Annotated in this window: 16 protein-coding genes; 15 read left to right on the top strand and 1 reads right to left on the bottom strand. The window is 35.9% G+C overall.

The window, feature by feature from the left end:
* The first annotated feature begins 40 nt into the window (after nucleotides 1-40).
* The 5 genes from AC1RNS_RS23265 (at nucleotide 41) to AC1RNS_RS23245 (ending at nucleotide 6301) form a co-directional block, all read left to right on the top strand.
* The gene (locus AC1RNS_RS23265; protein WP_492996137.1) at nucleotides 41-982 is read left to right on the top strand and encodes a YybS family protein; all 942 of its coding nucleotides are present in this window, start codon (nucleotides 41-43) and stop codon (nucleotides 980-982) included.
* Between the two features lie 12 nt (nucleotides 983-994).
* Entirely contained in the window at nucleotides 995-2968 is a 1974-nt protein-coding gene (locus AC1RNS_RS23260) for a DHH family phosphoesterase (protein ID WP_492996135.1), read from the top strand.
* Nucleotides 2965-3411 carry a 50S ribosomal protein L9 gene (gene rplI, locus AC1RNS_RS23255; RefSeq protein WP_427543864.1) on the top strand — a complete coding sequence of 149 codons (447 nt, stop codon included), beginning with the start codon at nucleotides 2965-2967 and terminating at the stop codon, nucleotides 3409-3411. The genes AC1RNS_RS23260 and rplI overlap by 4 nt, the downstream gene beginning before the upstream one ends.
* A 13-nt stretch (nucleotides 3412-3424) precedes the next feature.
* A complete protein-coding gene (dnaB, locus tag AC1RNS_RS23250; protein ID WP_492445538.1) occupies nucleotides 3425-4786 on the top strand; it encodes a replicative DNA helicase in 1362 nt (453 codons plus the stop codon).
* 225 nt (nucleotides 4787-5011) lie between these two features.
* Nucleotides 5012-6301, top strand: a complete 1290-nt coding sequence (locus AC1RNS_RS23245) for an adenylosuccinate synthase (protein ID WP_492996134.1) — start codon at nucleotides 5012-5014, stop codon at nucleotides 6299-6301.
* Nucleotides 6302-6356: 55 nt separating this feature from the next.
* On the opposite strand, the gene AC1RNS_RS23240 is transcribed toward AC1RNS_RS23245, so the two are convergent.
* Complete coding sequence (locus AC1RNS_RS23240) at nucleotides 6357-7262, bottom strand: YitT family protein (protein ID WP_492996163.1); 906 nt, start codon at nucleotides 7260-7262, stop codon at nucleotides 6357-6359.
* 316 nt (nucleotides 7263-7578) lie between these two features.
* Between AC1RNS_RS23240 and AC1RNS_RS23235 the strand changes: the two genes are divergently transcribed.
* The 10 genes from AC1RNS_RS23235 to AC1RNS_RS23190 all read left to right on the top strand — a co-directional run bounded on the left by AC1RNS_RS23235 (nucleotide 7579) and on the right by AC1RNS_RS23190 (nucleotide 18563).
* Nucleotides 7579-9042: a LysM peptidoglycan-binding domain-containing M23 family metallopeptidase gene (locus AC1RNS_RS23235; RefSeq protein WP_492996133.1), complete on the top strand. Its 1464-nt coding sequence runs from the start codon at nucleotides 7579-7581 to the stop codon at nucleotides 9040-9042.
* Between the two features lie 411 nt (nucleotides 9043-9453).
* Nucleotides 9454-10167, top strand: coding sequence for a response regulator YycF (gene yycF / locus AC1RNS_RS23230; protein ID WP_492996131.1), 714 nt, complete (start codon nucleotides 9454-9456; stop codon nucleotides 10165-10167).
* Nucleotides 10168-10172: 5 nt separating this feature from the next.
* Entirely contained in the window at nucleotides 10173-12038 is a 1866-nt protein-coding gene (gene walK, locus AC1RNS_RS23225) for a cell wall metabolism sensor histidine kinase WalK (RefSeq protein ID WP_492996130.1), read from the top strand.
* Nucleotides 12035-13357, top strand: coding sequence for a YycH family regulatory protein (locus tag AC1RNS_RS23220; RefSeq protein WP_492996128.1), 1323 nt, complete (start codon nucleotides 12035-12037; stop codon nucleotides 13355-13357). Before walK ends, AC1RNS_RS23220 begins: the two co-directional genes overlap by 4 nt.
* Complete coding sequence (locus tag AC1RNS_RS23215; RefSeq protein ID WP_492996126.1) at nucleotides 13344-14168, top strand: two-component system regulatory protein YycI; 825 nt, start codon at nucleotides 13344-13346, stop codon at nucleotides 14166-14168. The genes AC1RNS_RS23220 and AC1RNS_RS23215 overlap by 14 nt, the downstream gene beginning before the upstream one ends.
* Nucleotides 14168-14956, top strand: a complete 789-nt coding sequence (locus tag AC1RNS_RS23210) for an MBL fold metallo-hydrolase (RefSeq protein ID WP_492996124.1) — start codon at nucleotides 14168-14170, stop codon at nucleotides 14954-14956. The genes AC1RNS_RS23215 and AC1RNS_RS23210 overlap by 1 nt, the downstream gene beginning before the upstream one ends.
* A 165-nt stretch (nucleotides 14957-15121) precedes the next feature.
* Nucleotides 15122-16420 carry a S1C family serine protease gene (locus tag AC1RNS_RS23205; RefSeq protein WP_492996122.1) on the top strand — a complete coding sequence of 433 codons (1299 nt, stop codon included), beginning with the start codon at nucleotides 15122-15124 and terminating at the stop codon, nucleotides 16418-16420.
* 258 nt (nucleotides 16421-16678) lie between these two features.
* Entirely contained in the window at nucleotides 16679-16843 is a 165-nt protein-coding gene (locus AC1RNS_RS23200) for a CxxH/CxxC protein (protein WP_492996120.1), read from the top strand.
* A gap of 90 nt (nucleotides 16844-16933) precedes the next feature.
* Complete coding sequence (gene rlmH, locus AC1RNS_RS23195) at nucleotides 16934-17413, top strand: 23S rRNA (pseudouridine(1915)-N(3))-methyltransferase RlmH (protein ID WP_492996118.1); 480 nt, start codon at nucleotides 16934-16936, stop codon at nucleotides 17411-17413.
* Nucleotides 17414-17564: 151 nt separating this feature from the next.
* A complete protein-coding gene (locus tag AC1RNS_RS23190; protein WP_492996116.1) occupies nucleotides 17565-18563 on the top strand; it encodes a GIY-YIG nuclease family protein in 999 nt (332 codons plus the stop codon).
* Nucleotides 18564-19734 lie beyond the last annotated feature (1171 nt).

Below are 19734 nucleotides of genomic sequence, written 5' to 3'. Positions count from 1 at the left end.
AAAGTTTAGTAAGTTTTGACTGAAAAAAGGAAGGTTTTCAATGCCGAATAATCAAACAAAGGCGCTTGTACAGGGTGCTGCAATGGTGGCAATTTTTACGTTGATGATGATAATATCTGCGTATATTCCTCTTGCTTTCATGCTAGTATTTTTATTTGCACCATTACCCTTTGCATGGTATAGCGCAAAATATAAGCGCTCCACATCAATATTAGTAGCAATTGTCGGATGTATTCTAACATTTATAACGAGCGGATTAGCCATACTGCCATTCGCATTTATTTTTGCGTTAGTAGGAATAATGATAGGTGCTGCCATTCGCCAACAAAAAAGTAAATTATATTTATTTATGTCATCAGGTATTGCTGTTCTTTTATCAACTGCAATTGTATTTCTAGCGTATGTACGCCTCGCAGGCATTAATATGGTTGAGATTGGTGTAGAAATGGCGAAAAAAAATTATGAGCAAACAGCAGCAATGTCACAAAATTTAACTGGACAATCAACTATTACTCCTGACCAGGTAGAAGCTGTATCAAAGATGATGGAATTAACGGTTCCTTCAACAGTAACCCTCGGGGCGTTTTTTGTAGCATTTGTACTGATGTCAATTAATTTACCTATATTGAAGCGTCTAGGTTTAAATGTACCAAAATTTGCACCTTTTCAACATATGCGTTTACCACGATCAATATTATGGTATTACATGATAATTTTATGTATCAACTTATTTATACGTCCAGAACCTGGTTCTACATTAGATGTAATTGTGTTAAATGTTTCATATATTTTATGGGTTTTATTAATATTGCAGGGAATTTCCTTTATCCATTATTTTATTTCCAAAAAAGGTATGCCAATAGGTGTAAAATGGATTGCGACATTGCTCGCTATACCATTATCATCCTTTATGATATTACTTGGTATCATAGACCTAGGTTTTGATGTTCGTTCACTTGTGAAAGGGAAAACTAAAGAATAAGGGGCTGATGTAATGGGGACTTTTAGAAAACGACCAATTCGCTATCCGCTTTTTGTTCTTTCCATTTTTGGCATTGTGACGTTCGTGCTTCTATGTATTTGGAATATCGGGATAGGTATTGGTTATGGAGTAGGCTTTGCACTGTTAATGGCTTATACGTGGAAGGTAGAACAGGTAGCCTTTGATGAAACAGAAAAGCATATTGAATCGATTTCTTTTCGTATGAAAAAGGTTGGAGAAGAGGCATTGCTCGAAATGCCGATTGGAATTTTACTCGTCAATGATCAATATGAAATAGAATGGTCCAATCCATATATGCAAGGAGTTTTAAATAGAGAAACATTAGTAGGTGAAGGAATTGTCAATATTTCTGATGATATTTATGTACTAATGAAGACTGAAGAATCAAATGAAGCCACGATTACACTACGTGAACGAAAATATCGTGTTTTTTATAAAAAAGAAGAACATCTGCTCTATTTCTTTGATATCACAGAGCAGATTGCAATTGAAAAGCAATACTTTGCAGATCGTACTGTCATTGCCATTTTATTTGTTGATAATTATGATGAAATTACGCAGGCGATGGATGACCAGCCACGTAGTTTAACCAATACGATGGTTACATCCATTGTCAATGAATGGGCTGCAGAGCATGGAATATTTGTAAAAAGAATTTCATCTGACCGTTTTTTAGCGGTATTAAATGAATCTATTTTAACAGAGCTCGAAAAGAAAAAATTTGCTATTTTAGATACCATTCGAGAAAAAACAGCGCAAAAAAATCTCTCATTAACATTAAGTATTGGTGTTGGTGCAGGATCATCTTCATTAGTGGAGCTTGGTGAGCTAGCACAATCAAGTCTGGATCTTGTTTTAGGACGTGGCGGTGATCAGGTAGCTATTAAGCAGCCAACAGGAAAGCTAAAGTTCTATGGCGGAAAAACCAATCCAGTAGAAAAACGTACACGTGTAAGAGCAAGGGTTATTTCCCATGCTTTACGTGATTTAATTCAGGATAGTGATCAAGTATTTGTGATGGGGCATAAAAACCCTGATATGGATTCGATTGGTGCTTCTGTCGGCGTACGAAAAATGGCACAAATGAATGATGTAAAGGGCTATGTCATTATAAACTTTGATGAATTAAACGGAAGTGTCACACGTTTAATGAATGAAATTGAGAGTAAATCGGATTTCTATGAAAATTTCCTAACACCAGAGGAAGCTGCGTCAAAAATGACCGAAAAGTCGTTGCTCGTTATTGTTGATACACATAAACCGGATTTAGTCATCGATTCACATTTATTAAAATTGGCTGAAAAGGTTGTTGTAATTGATCATCATCGTCGAAGTGAGGACTTTATAGAGAATCCAACACTTGTTTACATGGAACCGTATGCCTCGTCGACTGCTGAGCTTGTTACAGAGTTATTAGAATATCAGCCGAAGCGGGCGAAGATAAATATGCTAGAGGCAACAGCCTTACTAGCAGGAATTATTGTTGATACAAAGAGTTTTACCTTGCGTACGGGCGCTCGCACGTTTGAAGCAGCTTCTTATTTACGGACAAATGGTGCTGATACAATACTTGTACAGCGTCTTTTAAAAGAAGATGTGGATACGTATATAGAACGTTCTAAAATTGTGCAAACGGTAAAATTTGTAAAACCTGGTATTGCCATAGCTGTTGGCGAGGATTCGAAAGTTTATGACTCTGTGTTAATTGCGCAAACAGCAGATATTTTATTAACAATGAAGGATGTTGGTGCTTCCTTTGTTATAGCGCATCGAGCAGATGGCAAAATAGGTATAAGTGCAAGATCACTCGGCGAAGTAAATGTCCAGCTAATTATGGAAAAGCTCGGTGGCGGCGGACATTTAACGAATGCAGCCTGCCAGATGGAAGGGAATTCTATAGAGGGCGTGAAAAAATATTTAGAAGAGGCCATAAATGAGGTACTTGAAGGGAGTTTTGAATCATGAAAGTAGTTTTTTTAAAGGATGTTAAAGGAAAAGGTAAAAAAGGTGAAATTAAAAACGTAGCTGATGGCTATGCACAAAATTTCTTAATTAAAAATGGCTATGCAGCTGAAGCTAATACACAAGCATTAAGCCAATTAGAAGGACAAAAGAAATTAGAGGCAAAAAATGCAGCGGCAGAATTAGCCGAAGCAAAAGCATTAAAAGAAAAATTAGAAGCTTTAACAGTAGAACTAAAAGCAAAATCAGGTGAAGGTGGTCGCTTATTCGGTTCTATTTCTACAAAACAAATTGCTGATGCACTGCAAAAAGTACATGGCATTAAAATTGATAAACGTAAAATGACTTTAAATGAAGGCATTCGTGCACTGGGCTTTACTAATGTACCTGTAAAACTACACCATGAAGTATCTGCAACATTAAAAGTACATGTAACGGAAGAATAAGGGGCGACAATCCATGAGCGAACCGATGATGGACCGCGTTCCACCGCATAACCGGGAAGCGGAGCAATCGGTTATCGGTGCCATTTTCCTCGATCCACAAGCATTAATTACGGCGTCGGAAATTTTATTAGCTGATGATTTTTATCATAATGCACATAAGAAAATTTTTGAAACGATGCTGCGCTTAAGTGACCAAGGAAAAGCGATAGATGTTGTTACAGTTACAGAAGAATTATCAGCAAAAAAAGAGATTGAAGATGTTGGCGGGCTATCGTATTTACTAGAGCTCGCCAATGCTGTCCCTACGGCTGCTAATGTCGCACACTATGCAAAGATTGTAGAAGAAAAGGCACTCTTAAGACGTTTGATTCGCGTCGCTACTAAAATTGTAGAAGATGGCTATACGCGCGAAGATGAAGTAGAAGCATTACTAGGTGAAGCAGAGAAGAAAATGATGGAGGTAGCCAATCGTAAAAATGCTGGTGATTTTAAGCATGTTAAAGACGTTTTGGTGGAAACCTTTGATAACATTGAACAACTTCAATCACGTAAGGGAGATGTTACAGGTATTCCGACAGGCTTCCGTGATTTAGATAATATTACTGCTGGCTTCCAGCGCAACGATTTAATTATTGTCGCGGCTCGTCCTTCTGTGGGGAAAACAGCCTTTGCTTTAAATGTTGCGCAAAGTGTTGCTGTTCAAGCGCGTGAGAATGTTGCAATCTTCTCACTGGAAATGGGTGCAGAGCAACTAGTCATGCGTATGCTTTGTGCAGAGGGAAATATAGATGCACAAGTTTTACGTACAGGTGCTTTAAATACGGAAGATTGGGGTAAACTAACTATGGCAATGGGGAGTTTATCGAATTCTGGTATCTTTATTGATGATACGCCAGGTGTACGTATTAATGAAATTCGAGCAAAGTGTCGACGCTTAGCACAGGAGCATGGGCTTGGAATGATTTTAATTGATTATTTACAGCTTATTCAAGGTAGTGGTAAACCGGGAGAGAACCGTCAGCAAGAGGTATCTGAAATTTCACGTTCATTAAAAGGATTAGCACGTGAATTAAAGGTCCCGGTAATTGCGTTATCGCAGCTATCACGTGGTGTTGAGCAGCGTCAAGATAAACGGCCAATGATGAGTGACCTGCGTGAATCTGGAAGTATTGAGCAAGATGCTGATATTGTTGCCTTCTTATATCGTGATGATTACTACGATAAAGAATCGGAAAGTAAAAATATGATTGAAATTATTATTGCTAAACAACGTAATGGTCCAACAGGAACGGTTACACTTGCATTTAAGAAAGAATTCAATAAATTTATTAACGTGGATTGGTCACAAATGCCACCACCGCCTCCACGTGATTAATGATATCTAACAATATATATCTATAGAAGGGCCTTGAAGTATTTAATCTAAATTTTAGATAATATTCATACCATTCTGTCATTAAACACGAACGTTGAATCAGATTTTTTGATTTTATGTTCGTGTTTTTAACTATTTTTTGTTGACGAGTTGTTTCTATCATTGTTACAATAATTAACGGCTTAAAAATTGAGATACAAAGCGTATCTAACGGAGGTGCTGATTATGACATCAGTTGTAGTTGTAGGAACACAGTGGGGAGACGAAGGGAAAGGTAAAATTACAGATTTCCTGTCGCAAAAGGCCGATGCAATTGCTCGTTTTGCAGGTGGTGATAATGCAGGACATACCATTAAATTTGATGGTGAAACATATAAGCTACATTTAATTCCATCAGGTATTTTCTATAAAGAAAAGACTTCAGTAATTGGTAATGGATTGGTTGTTAATCCAAAGTCATTAGTAACTGAGCTTAGAGGTTTGCAGGAGCGTGGCATTAATACAGACAACCTACGTATTTCTAATCGTGCCCATGTTATTTTGCCATACCATATCAAACAAGATATTGCTGATGAGGAAAGCCGTGGCGACAATAAAATTGGCACGACTTGCAAAGGTATTGGACCTTGCTATCAAGATAAAGTAGCCCGCATTGGTATCCGTATGGCTGATTTACTGGACAAAGAAATATTTGAAGAAAAACTACGTCATAATTTAGCAATTAAGAATAAATTATTCGAGAAGTTTTACGAAGTTGAAGGTGTAACGTTTGAAGAAATTTTTGAAGAGTACTATGCATATGGACAAGAAATTGCAAAATATGTAGCAGATACATCAAAAATTTTAAATGATATCTTGGATGAAGGCGGCAAAGTGTTATTTGAAGGCGCTCAAGGTATCTTACTTGATGTCGATCAAGGTACGTATCCGTTTGTAACGTCTTCAAATCCTGTTGCTGGCGGAGTAGCAATTGGTGCTGGTATTGGTCCATCACGGGTTTCTAATGTTATTGGTGTATGTAAAGCCTATACATCACGTGTTGGTGATGGTCCATTCCCAACTGAATTATTCGACGAAGTGGGTCAACAAATCCGTGAAGTCGGTCGTGAATATGGTACAACAACAGGCCGTCCACGTCGTGTAGGCTGGTTTGATACAGTAGTTGTCCGTCATTCACGTAGAGTAAGTGGAATTACACATCTTGCACTTAATTCAATCGATGTTCTATCAGGCTTAGACACTGTAAAAATCTGTACAGCGTATAATTATCAAGGTGAAACCATTACAGAATATCCAGCAAATCTTCATATTATTGAACAATGTGAACCAATTTATGAAGAGCTACCAGGCTGGTCAGAGGATGTTACAGACTGCAGAACTTTAGAAGAGTTACCTGAAAATGCACGACGCTATGTAGAGCGTGTGAGCGAGTTAACAGGTATTCAAATTGCAACTTTCTCGGTTGGTCCTGCACGTGAACAAACAAATGTTTTAGTGGATATTTGGGAAGCATAATAAGATGACTGACTATACTAAAAGGGCGTGCCATATGCGGTACGCCCTTTTATATTTAGTGAATATCCTTTTTCTTGAAGCGCCCACCTTTAACCTCTGCTATATTACCAATCGCCAGGAACGCATTATCATCAATTTCAGCGACAATTGATTTTAGCTTCGATTCCTCTAATCGTGTGATAACAGTAAAAATAACTTTTTTATCGTTACCTGTATAAGCCCCCTCACCATGAAGGAAGGTTACACCTCGACCTAGTCGATCCATTATGGTTTGGCCGATTTCATCTATTTCATCACTAATAATGTAGACGGATTTTGATTCCTCCATCCCTTGAATAACAATATCAATCATTTTATAGGCAATATAATAAGCTAGGATGGAGTACATAGCTTGTTCCCAGGTGAAGATAAAGCCTGCTACTGTAAAGATCAGGATATTGAAGAACATAATAATTTCTCCCACAGAAAAGGGAGTTTTTCGATTAAATAAAATAGCTAAAATTTCGGTTCCATCTAACGATCCACCGTACCTTATAACAATGCCGACACCGATTCCTAAAATCATGCCACCAAAAACGGTCGCTAATAAAGTATCCTGGGTAAATGGTTTTAGATTATGTAGTAAGATCGTTGTTAATGATAGTACGGTAATGCCTAAGCCTGTAGAAAGTGCAAAGGTTTTACCAATTTGCTTATAGCCTAAAAAGATAAAGGGTAAGTTTAAGATGAAGATAAATATACCAAGAGGTAACTTTAATAAATGTGAAGTGATGATAGAAACACCTACGATTCCACCATCCATAATGTGGTTTGGTACTAAAAATAACTCTAGCCCTACTGCCATTATTATTGCACCTAGTGCCACCATAATGCTCCTTATGACAATTCTACGAGCTCTATTTTTCTGTGGCTTGACCAATCTATGCGTTATTTCAGAGGTCTGTGAATCACTCAATGTAATCGCTCCAATCAAATAGTGTATCCTTCTTCTCTATTTTATCGGAATATTAAAAAAGTAAAAAGTAATTAGTTTTAATTCTCATAAAGAATATATGAATAGTATTGTAAGAATATCAACCAATAAAACATAAATTTACAATTTTACTATAATATAACAGATAAGAGTTATGTAACAATTAGTCGAAAAATAATACAATTACATTACAAAAGTATGAAAATATTCAATCCCTTTTTTCTTTATGGTACAGTATAGTGGTGCAAAATTATTTGTGGGTAATTAATCCTATGGTAGCATAAAGTTGGAAGGGGCTTTATTGATGAGTTCGTCTTGGTATAAAAAAGAAGAAAACAATAGATTGACTTACAATCTATCTTCATTCAAAAAAATGTCTATTATTGCAATTTTAATGACAAGCTTAACCGTTAATACTGGCTTTGCAAAAGAAAATCATAAAGAAGATTTAAATAAGATTTTTCATATTTATGTAGGTAATCAATATATTGGAGCAGTATCTAACGAGAAGGCTGTCCAAGAAATTATTGCATCAAAGGAAAGAGAAGTTGGTCAACAGTATAAAGAATTTTCTATAAATGCTAGTACATCTGTTAAAATTATCCCAGAGCAGGTATTTAGTAATGGAACTAAAGATGCGTATATCTTAGCGAAATTAGAGCAATCTTTAGTTGCTAAGTCTCAAGCTTTTACCTTATTTGTAGATAATAAGCCTCTTGTGTCCTTAAAAGATGCAAAGGCTTATGAAGATACTATACGTTTACTAAAATTACAATATGTTTCACAGCAAGAGATGAATAGTTTACATACTGATCAGCAATCAACGAATCAAGTATCGCCACTACAATCTGGTGAAACCCGTTTGTTAAATGTTTCCTTTAAACAAGGAGTTTCAGGTGTTACACAAAATGTTTCTCCAAGTACTATTGTTACTCCTGAAAAGGCTGTGCAATATTTGATGACAGGCTCTTTAGAGCAGGAAACCTATAAAATTCAATCAGGCGATGTTCTAGGCTCAGTTGCTCAAAAGCATAACTTAACTACAGCTGAATTACTAGCATTAAATCCTGGTATTACTGTAGATACTGTTCTACAAATTGGACAAGCATTGAACGTAACAGTAGCAAAACCATTTGTTACTCTTGAAGTCAAACAAGAGAAGAAAGTTATAGATACAATACCTTTTAAGAAAATAATTGAAGAAGATCCAAACATGTATAAAGGTGAAAAAGTAGTGAAGCAACAGGGCGTTGATGGAAAGAAAGAAACATCTTATCTATTAACCTCTGAAAATGGAACACGTATATCCAAAGTGGCGTTAGAAGAGCAAATTATACAGCAACCAGTAGATGAGATTAAGGTTGTTGGTACGAAGGTCATTTCTTCTCGTGGTACAGGTGAATTTACTTGGCCTACTGTAGGAGGCTATATTTCAAGTCAGATGGGTCAACGATGGGGAACTGTCCATCGTGGTATTGATATTGCCCGACCAAGTAATTATAATATCTTAGCTTCTGATAATGGAGTTGTAGTAGCAGCTAGCAGCTCAGGCAGTTATGGTAATCGAATCGTAATTAATCATAATAATGGATATACAACACTTTATGGACATTTATCTTCAATCAATGTTGAAGTTGGACAAGTAGTGGAAAAAGGTTCTGTCATTGGTATTATGGGATCTACTGGAAATTCCACAGGTACACATCTTCATTTTGAAGTTGAAAAGGATGGTTCATTAGTCAATCCTTTATCATATGTAGGACGTTAAATTTGAATAGCAGGCAGTCCAATATATGGACTGTCTTTTTGTATACTTCTTGTTCTATTATTTCCCGAGAAATATTTGTCGAAATATCATTTATTTTAATAGCCAATAATTGTCTTTGAATTTAGAATAATGCATTGAAGCTAAAAGCATGATAGAGTTAAGAGTAGTGATTTTAACTTCTTTCAGATATTTTTGTTGGTGAATGTCAAGTGTCAGCCATAAAAGTCTCTTTCATTATAAAGATGCTAGCAGATGTTTAAACATCTACTGAAAAGAACGACTCAAAATAAAAAGTGATAATGCTAGAAGTGACTAACTACAGCTTCCAATGGATTGTTACAAATTCGGAGACAATAATTATAAATACACACTTGTTTTAAGAATAGATAAATAGCGAAAGGGAGAAAACGTATGGATAAAACAATTTTAGTTGTTGATGATGAAAAACCAATCGCAGATATTTTACAGTTTAATTTAATAAAAGAAGGCTATAAGGTAATTTGTGCTTATGATGGAGATGAAGCACTAGCAAAGGTTGAGGAAGAGCAGCCAGATTTGATGCTTTTAGATATAATGCTGCCAAAGCGTGATGGTATGGAGGTTTGTAGGGAAATTCGAAAAAAATATGATTTTCCGATCATTATGCTAACAGCAAAGGGCTCTGAGATTGATAAAGTATTGGGCTTAGAAATGGGTGCAGACGATTATGTAACAAAACCTTTTAGTACGCGTGAACTGATTGCACGTGTCAAAGCAAACATGCGTCGTTTACAGGTGGTTGCACCTGCTGCTGAGGAGGCAGCAGAAGAGTCAAATGAGATTGTTGTTGGCTCACTTGTCATTCAACCAGATGCTTATTTAGTATTAAAACGAGATGAGGCCATTGAGCTTACACATCGTGAATTTGAGCTATTACATTATTTAGGAAAACATATTGGTCAAGTCATGACACGTGAGCATTTATTGCAAACTGTATGGGGCTATGATTATTTTGGTGATGTACGAACAGTAGATGTAACGATTCGTCGTTTACGTGAAAAAATAGAGGACAATCCTAGTCACCCAGCTTGGATAGTAACACGTCGTGGTGTTGGTTATTATTTACGAAATCCTGAGCAGGAGTAAATGGAATGCAAAAAGTTAGCTTCTTTAAATCGATTCATGTCAAGCTAGTTCTTATTTACATTTTGTTAATATTGCTTGCTTTGCAAATAATAGGTATATATTTTGCACGTGAATTGGAGGAAAATTTAAAAACCAATTTCCGAGATTCCATTTTCCAACGTGTTGATTTAATGCAATACAGCATTCGTGAGGAAATTTTAAAGGAACGCGATGAAAGTATGCCAACACTTGAAGAAAGCCTTAAAACGATTGTGATGGAGTTTTCTACAGGGCTGAAGGATGTTTCTTATGGAGATATATTAGAGATTCGTGTTATTGACAATCGGCAGCGGATACGTGCAACATCTGAGTTAGAAAATCAAAATCTGATCGGACAGCGCTCAAATACGGATCTTGTCCGACGTGCATTGTCAGCAGAGACATTATTTGAAAATATCAAACTTGATAATAAAACGAGAAACCGAATTTGGGTGTTAGCGACACCCATTCGAAATGGTGCAGGTACGGATGATGAAGTTATAGGGGTTCTTTATATTGAAGCTAATATTGAATCTGTTTTTGGACAAGTAAATGACATTAACCGTATTTTCCTTGGTGGAACTGCTGTGTCCTTGGTGATTACTATCTTTTTAGGAATATTAGTCGCACGAACAATTACACAGCCGATTGCAGATATGCGTAAACAGGCACAGGCGATGGCAAAAGGAAATTATTCACGAAAAGTACGTGTTTATGGAACAGATGAAATAGGGCAGCTTGCTATAACCTTTAATCATTTGACGAATCGCTTGCAGGAAGCCCAATCTACTACAGATGCAGAGAGACGAAAACTTGATTCGGTCCTTAGTAATATGACAGATGGTGTTATTGCGACAGATCGTAAGGGACGCATCATCCTTATTAATGATCCCGCCCTAGAGCTATTACATATTTCTAGGGATATTACATTAGGCCGCCCAATTGCGTCTGTTTTAGGGATTGATCAAGAGTATAGCTTTGAGGATTTAATACACATGAATGATGCGGTGAATTTAAATTTTAGTACAACAGACGCACCCTATATTTTACGTGCGAATTTCTCGGTCATTCAAAAAGAAACAGGCTTTATCAATGGTTTAATTACTGTGCTGCACGATATTACGGAGCAGGAAAAAATTGAAATGGATCGTCGAGAATTTGTATCTAATGTATCACATGAATTACGCACGCCATTAACAACAATGCGTAGCTATTTAGAGGCACTTGCGGATGGCGCCTGGAAAGATGAAAATATTGCTCCAACATTTTTGAATGTTACACAAACAGAAACAGAGCGAATGATTCGCTTAGTTAATGACTTATTGCAGTTATCGCGCATGGATAGTGCGGATTATGAATTGAATAAGGATATTGTTCTTTTCAATTCATTCTTTAATCGTATTATTGATCGCTTTGAAATGTCAAAGTCTGACAAAGTAACGTTCCAACGTTTATTCCCAGAAGCGTCTTATTATGTGGAAATTGATACAGATAAGGTGACACAGGTAATCGATAATATCATTTCTAATGCAATAAAGTATTCTCCAGATGGTGGAAATGTTCGATTTGGTTTTACTGTGCAAGGTGAGATGTTGAAGGTTATGATTTCTGATGATGGTATGGGCATTCCTAAGGAAAATGTAGGACGTATTTTCGATCGTTTTTATCGTGTGGATCGTGCACGTGCTCGTTCTATGGGCGGGACAGGTCTAGGACTAGCTATTGCCAGGGAAATGATTGAAGCACATGGTGGTAAAATTTGGGCTGAAAGTGAGGAAGGTCACGGTACAACCATATTCTTTACATTACCATATGATTTAGATGATTTTGACGAGGCAGGTGAGTGGGCATGAAATATATAGAGCCAGTTAAATCAGTTGTATTATTTCTACTCGTCATGTTGAGTGTCGTTTTAACCTTTATTATTTGGACATATACACCAGATTATAAAATTATTGAACAAACTGAGGGAAAAGAAATTCTAATTGGGTCTCAGAAAAGGATGGAGGATATCATCCGTCCCTATAAGGCGATTTATCGCTTTGATGAGGAGTTCACAGGAACAGCATCCAATGGTGCAATGAAGGATATTATGAAAGCTTTTCAGGGCTGGAATGTTCTTGATATAGTGCCAATCAATAATAATCTTACAGCGAATTATGTAAATGAGATGATTCGTACAAATAACCGTATGACTGTCTTTTTTACTGGTGAAATACCTTACTCTGCCTTTAGCTCTATTTTCCAGTTTACTGATAAAGAAATACCTGAAACAACCTTTAATCGTATGATTATAGATTGGACGAATTATGGTAGCAAAGAATTACAGGTCTTTTTCATTAGTAGTAATAATAAAACGTTAATGCGCTCACGTGTAAGCCTGCAAAATACCAATCCATTTATAAGGGATGTTATTGAGCCAGCGAAAACATATAGCACTTTTAAAGAAATTGAGCGTGATGGCTTTACCTCTCTTTATATGCCTAATGATAAAATTGAGTCTACCAAATATATGTATACGTTTATAGAGGAGCCACTTGAATCTTTTAAAAACGTCTTATTTCCAAATCCAAATATTGTTCAGCGTAGTATTGAAAGTGCAATGACTGAAAAATATCAGGATGGCAATTCACGAATGACTGTTGACTCAAACTTAAAATCTTTAACCTACGTATATCCAGCTGCAGAAAGTAGTGCCATCATAGAGCCATCTAAGCTCTTGAAGGATAGCTTTGAATTTATCAACGAGCACGGAGGGTTTACAGCTGATTATCGCTATGTATCAAAAAATACTAGCAAAAATCAGTTAGAGTATCAGCAATATTTACAGGGGTTACCGGTTTATAGTGATCAAGTTATAAGCAAGATTACAACTGTGTGGGGGGATAATCTTATATTCCGCTATAAGCGCCCTTATTATTCCTTAGTTTTCGACATTCCAACCGAGAAGGAGATAAAAGAGTTGCCTTCAGGCTTGGAGATCGTGGAAAAGATTCAGCAACATAATACTATTGTGTTATCAGATATAGATGATATCGTGGTGGGGTATTATTTAAAGCAAGATTCAAGTAGCATAATGACATTAGAGCCATGCTGGTTTGTAGTTCATAACGGTGTAGCGACAAAACTGACGCCTGAATTATTAGGAGGTGTCATAAATGGATTGGAATAGAACAAAATCTATTTTCATCATCGTTTTTTTAATACTGAATATCTTCTTGTACTCGTCATATTTAAAACGTTATAATGAAGCGCAGAGCGTAGAAATACCCGGTGAAAGAACAATAGAAACCCGTTTAAAGGATGATAATATTACGTATGGTGCATTGCCTAGTAATGAATCAGCAACTTATATTACGGGCAAAGTGCATAAGTTTACGAGTAGTGATTTCCCCGATAAAAATCAGCAAGCAAATATTAATGAGACATTTGCTCATGTTGTCTTTATCAATCCTGTGAAGTTACGTAATATTAATGATAATACAAGCTTTACGGAGTTTCTCCATACAAATGTTAAAGAGGGAGATTCCTATGCATTATGGAAGGTAGATCGTGAGGAGCGAGTCGCAATCTTCTTTCAGAAAAAAAATAATCAAATGTTCTATTACAATGATAGTGCTTCATTAAAAGTAAAATGGAACATGGACAACGAAGTTATCATGTATGAGCAGACAATGATTGATAATATTGAAGAAATAGAACAACAAGAAACAGTTATCCCACCACTTCAAATTATCCAAACTTTGTATGTAAAAGGACTGTTAAAGGCAGAATCACGTATTACTCATATAAAGCTAGGCTATTCGACATTTAGTAATTTAACACAATCAAAAACACAAGTGTTGATACCAACATGGGAAGTACAAGTAAAATTAGCGGACAGTGAGACAGAGGAGTACTTTGTTGACGCGATGGAAGGAAAAGTTATTGATATTCAAGAGGACAAGCAAGAGGGAGAAGAGGAAGACTGGGGAGTTGAATAATGCGATTTAGTGTTTTAGCAAGTGGTAGTACAGGCAATTCAATATATGTAGAGAATGATGAACAGGCATTTATTGTCGATGCAGGCCTAAGTGGAAAAAGGATGGAGCAGCTATTTACGAAAATCGACCGTAATATGAAGCAGCTGAGTGGCATCTTCGTGACGCATGAACATAGTGATCATATTAAAGGAATTGGTGTATTGGCACGAAAATATAATGTACCTGTTTACGCAAACGCCAAGACATGGCAGGCAATGGATGGGCTTGTTGGTGATATTCCCCTAGAGCAACGTTTTGAATTTGAAATGGATACAGTAAAGCATTTTGGCTCAATAGCTATTGAATCCTTTGCTGTATCACATGATGCAGCGGATCCAATGTTCTATACTTTTCATGAAAATGGGCGCAAGCTTGTTGTTATTACGGATACAGGCTATGTTAGCGACCGTATGAAGGGTATTATTCGAGGTGCAGATTCCTTTGTCTTTGAAAGTAACCATGATGTGAACATGCTACAAATGGGGCGTTACCCATGGTCAATAAAACGCCGTATTTTAAGTGATGTTGGGCATGTTTCAAATGAAGATGCGGCAGTAGCTATGAGTGAGGTTGTATTTGAAAAGCCAACAAATATTTACTTATCGCATTTAAGCAAGGACAATAATATGAAAGAGCTTGCACGCATGAGCGTCACGCAAACATTGCAATCCTGCGGTATTATTGTAGGAGAGTATGTAAAGTTATTTGATACGGATGCAGAGGAACCGACACAATTAGTAACGGTTTAATAATATTGAAGCTGTTTGAGAGGCTGTTTCATCGTAATTTTAAAAAAATACGATGAAACAGCCATTTTTATGTCCATTTTATTTATTTTTCATCTGATTTTAATGTTTGAATCGTACTATTAGGGTAACAACTAACAAATAGTAATAAATGAAAGGATGAGGAAGATGAGTTATTTCCAAGATGATGATAAAAATCGTGATTTCCTAAATAATGATGAAATACAGAAATCACCTCTTCAAGAGCGACTTGAAAAAGAGGAGCAAGAAAGACAAGAGAAGCGTCTTAAAAAGAAAGGTGGTGGCGGAGGTAAAGGCGGTTACTTCTTCAGTGGTCTTATCGGGGTCATCATAGGTGCTTTACTCGTTTGGCTCATGCTGCCTGGGCTTGTTAATCAAATGCCTGGCTCAACGTCAAGCAGTACAGGTAAAAATGAAACGACCATCAATCAGGTGGCAACAGAAGTGACAACGGATGTTACAAAAGCAGTGGATACGGCCTCCGGTGCTGTTGTAGGTATAACTAATATACAAGAAGTAACAAACGGTGGATTCTGGAATCCGCCAACTACATCAACCCAGCCTGCTGGAAGCGGTTCAGGTGTTATTTATAAGGTTCAGGGTGACAAAGCCTTTATCGTGACAAATAACCACGTAATTCAAGGTGCTAAGCAACTAGAGGTAACAATGCCAGATGGAACAAAGGAAGAAGCGCAGTTGGTTGGTAAGGACGAATGGACAGACTTAGCTGTTATTTCAATTAGCTCTAAGGATGTTAAAACAGTTGCGAAATTTGGGAACTCAGATGTCCTAAAACAAGGTGAAACAGTAATCGCAATCGGTAACCCACTTGGCTTAGAATTTTATGGCTCTGTTACGACAGGTGTTGTATCTGGTAAGGACCGTTCTGTACCGGTAGATTTAAATGGTGATGGAACAAGTGATTGGCAGCAAGAGGTTTTACAAACAGATGCAGCTATCAACCCTGGTAATAGTGGTGGTGCACTTGTAAACCTTGCAGGTGAACTAGTCGGCATTAACTCCATGAAAATTTCTGAATCGTCAGTAGAAGGATTAGGTTTCTCAATTCCAATTAACTCAGCTATTCCAATTATTGAGGAATTAGAGAAAAACGGTGAAATGAAACGTCCAACAATGGGTATTCAATTAGTTGACTTAACTGATGTACCATCATTCTATCAACAACAAACATTAAAATTACCGAAAGATATTACAACAGGTGTTGTAATTACAGACGTTGTGAATAATTCACCAGCTTCAAAGGCTGGCGTTCAACAATATGATGTCATTGTAGAAATGGATGGTCAAAAAATCGAGACAGCAATTGATTTACGCAAACATTTATATAATGATAAAAAGATTGGTGATAAATTAACGATGAAAGTATACCGCCAAGGTAAATTAGTGGAGCTATCACTAACATTAACAAATAGCAATTCATTGTAAATATAAATCAGTGAGGGATTAATAATCCTCACTGATTTTTTTGTGGATAGAAGAAAAATTGACGAGTTTATACAGAAAGATAGAGCAAATATTGTGGATAACTAGAAAATTGTGAATAATATCTCTACACATCAAAATAGCAAGAGAAAGCCTTTTCTTTCATACTTACCAGTCCTTTGTTACAATAGATTGTGGATAACATAGACTGAAATGTGAATAAGTTTGTGGAAATTTCGGAAAACAAGGAGACTTAAAAAAATGGAAAAATACAGCTGCGAAAACCATATAGATCACGCTTTAGACATGTTTGTAGCGGAGCAAAAAGCATTCCCAATTATGGATAAAGTCGAAGACGAAAAAAAGTTATCCACAAAATGTAGCTACTGTGAACAACCAGCAGAATATATTGTATCAAGTAAATAACTTTACACAATATATAGGAACACTATGTGGATATGTTGATAACTTCTGTGGATAATTTGTTTGTAAATGAATTGTAAAGGTGGATAACGTGTGAATATAACGATTGTATCAGTCGGTAAACTAAAAGAAAAGTACTTAAAAATGGGCATAGATGAATACACGAAACGTCTCGGCGGTTATGCAAAGATGGATATCATTGAAGTACCAGATGAAAAAGCCCCCGAGCAGCTAAGCGATGCCGAAATGGAAATCGTCAAGAAAAAGGAAGGTGAACGTATCCTCTCCAAAATTGGGCCAGATACATACGTTATCGCCCTAGCGATTAACGGTAAAATGAAAACTTCTGAACAAATGGCAGCAGATCTCGAATCCCTCATGACCTACGGCAAAAGCAAAATCGCCTTCGTCATCGGTGGCTCCCTCGGCCTACACGATGAAGTTTTAAAGAGAGCTGACGAGCAACAATCCTTTGGCAAAATGACATTACCCCATCAGCTAATGAAGCTAGTCCTAGTAGAGCAAATTTATCGGAGTTTTAGGATTATGAAGGGGGAACCGTATCATAAGTAAGTGCGGTTTTTTATTATTATTGTAAAATAGATGAATAATGTCCTTTCTAGTAAACAGCATGGTATATAAATTTATACTATGCTGTTTTATAATATACTCATGAATTTTTGATTGAAAATGCGTAAGATTTTTTAAAGAGAGGTAGGTTGATTTGATGGTTACTTTTAATAATTATGGACATTTTAAGAATTATTGTTTCAAAATAGCTTCTAATAAAGAAATAGGGCTATCAAAGGTAAACCATAATGCTTTTGATACTTTTGAAAAAGCATACTCTTTTTTAATTCACTTGAGGTTAAGTAATAAAATACATTTTAAAAGTGAACCATTAGGTAAGATAGTAGACTTATTCAAAAGAGGGAATGTAGAAGAAGCTACAAATATCATGGATTACTTGGGTAGGAAAGTTTCAGCTTTTGAAAAGGGTGAGGTTGAGATATATTATGTATTTACTTCTTTCAACAGTATGTTAAATATCCAAGTTTCATTTACTGAAGACTTCATTAATGCAAGAAATGTTTCAGACCCTTATTTTCCTTCAAAAATACGAGTGTTAGAAATTGTAAATGATACTGAGAAAATCTATTCAATTAATGCTGAAGGTATAAATAGACGAGGTATATTTGGGGTTTATTTTATTTATGATAATGATGGTAAGATAGCGTATATTGGAAAAAGCTCAAGTTGTGCAATTACTAGAAGCTTTGCATCAGCAAGCGAAAGACAATTATTGGATTTTTCAATGATTGAAATTCGTGGCACTAAAACTAAGTCTGATGTGGCAGTATATGAAGCATATTACATCTCAAAATATAAACCTTATTGTAATAATGATATGGTTTTTGATGATGAAATTTCATTAACACTCCCAGATTTAAAAGTAGATAAAGAATTTATTAGAGCAACTAGTAATGATTATTATGAGTATAAATATAGTTTTATTAGAAGTAGGTCTTGTGACATAAATGAGGTATTAATAAGACTAGGAGATACCATTTTCTTAGAAAATGAACAAAACCAAAAATTCTTAGAGAGTAAAGGATTATTCGATAAGTATACAATGAAATCAAAAGCATATGAAAAATGCCTGAATGAAATAAAACAAAATGGAGATACTTCAGTATCTGAACTAAAATGGCTGACTAAATGACTTCTTTTTGGTATTAATCAATTTAATCTAAAGTAAACTTATCCATATTCTGAAGCCTATGGTGGTACATATATCGGTAAAGATTTATCCAACCAAGACCATTATACTTTTACAAGTTTTGAGTAACTATTCCATGTTGAATTTTCAAGTTTCCTGTATGATAAGAATCAAAAGAAATTTAACAGTAAAACGCTAAATCCTAAAGGTTTTAAATATAGTGGCGATGGTAGTGAGTACCTCGAATCAATAAATTCTAAACATGATTCTTCTAAAGACAAGCTTTATTTTGAGCAAGGTTTTCTAACAAGTATGCAACAACTAGCTTAATGCGATTGTAAGAGCAATGTTCTCTGGAGATAAAATTTTTTGGGATAATATTGATAATAACCCATCTTTAAATGGAAAATTAGATTTAGCTATAAAGTTCTATCATTCATTAGACCCTATGTTTACGAAAGAGTACTTCAAGAATCTATAGGATATTTTGGATATAGTTAAGTCTGGTCTTTGGTGAATAATTTTTAGTGAATAGATGTAAAGTTTAAATCTAATCAGATATTTTTGACTATTCCAATAGTAGGATGGTAAAATTATCATAGTTAATGCCCCATAAAAGTAGTTATGGGGGAAAATGGTGAATTTCTGTCAAGCTTTATCTCAATTGCTATCGAAAGGCTGACCCAGCTAATAACAATAGATACTGCTTCTGAATAACTTGGCACTTGGACACCTCCAGTCGTCATAGTCAACCAATTCAATATACTAGTTATAGTATACGCAATCAGTGCATTTAAGTAGCCTCTTTATAGGTTAGCAATAGTCTATAATTTGAAAGGAGAGTATGCTTACAAGGGATTCTTTGATAGAGTAATAGGCTACGATTATATACCCTTGTTAGCTCTGCCAAAAATGAATAAAAAAAAGTATCGTGTAAAGGGGTATAAGCACCTCGATAGTAAAAAATCAATTGAAAAAGTGAAGGATAAAATTCAGAATCCTCAATGGGTTGCTAAACATGGATTCTACCCGTTTATGCATTTTGAAATTAAATTTCAAAAATATAGTAGAAAAGAAAAACGACCAAAAGAGAAGGTGAGGCTGGGACATAACTAGCTTCAATTCGTGAGAAATCCGACTTTGAATTCATTCAAAGTCGGATTTCTCGATCTTT

The sequence above is a fragment of the Lysinibacillus sp. GW821-FHT14F06 genome, assembly GCF_058803665.1.
This window is presented reverse-complemented; position numbering and strand designations above follow the sequence as displayed.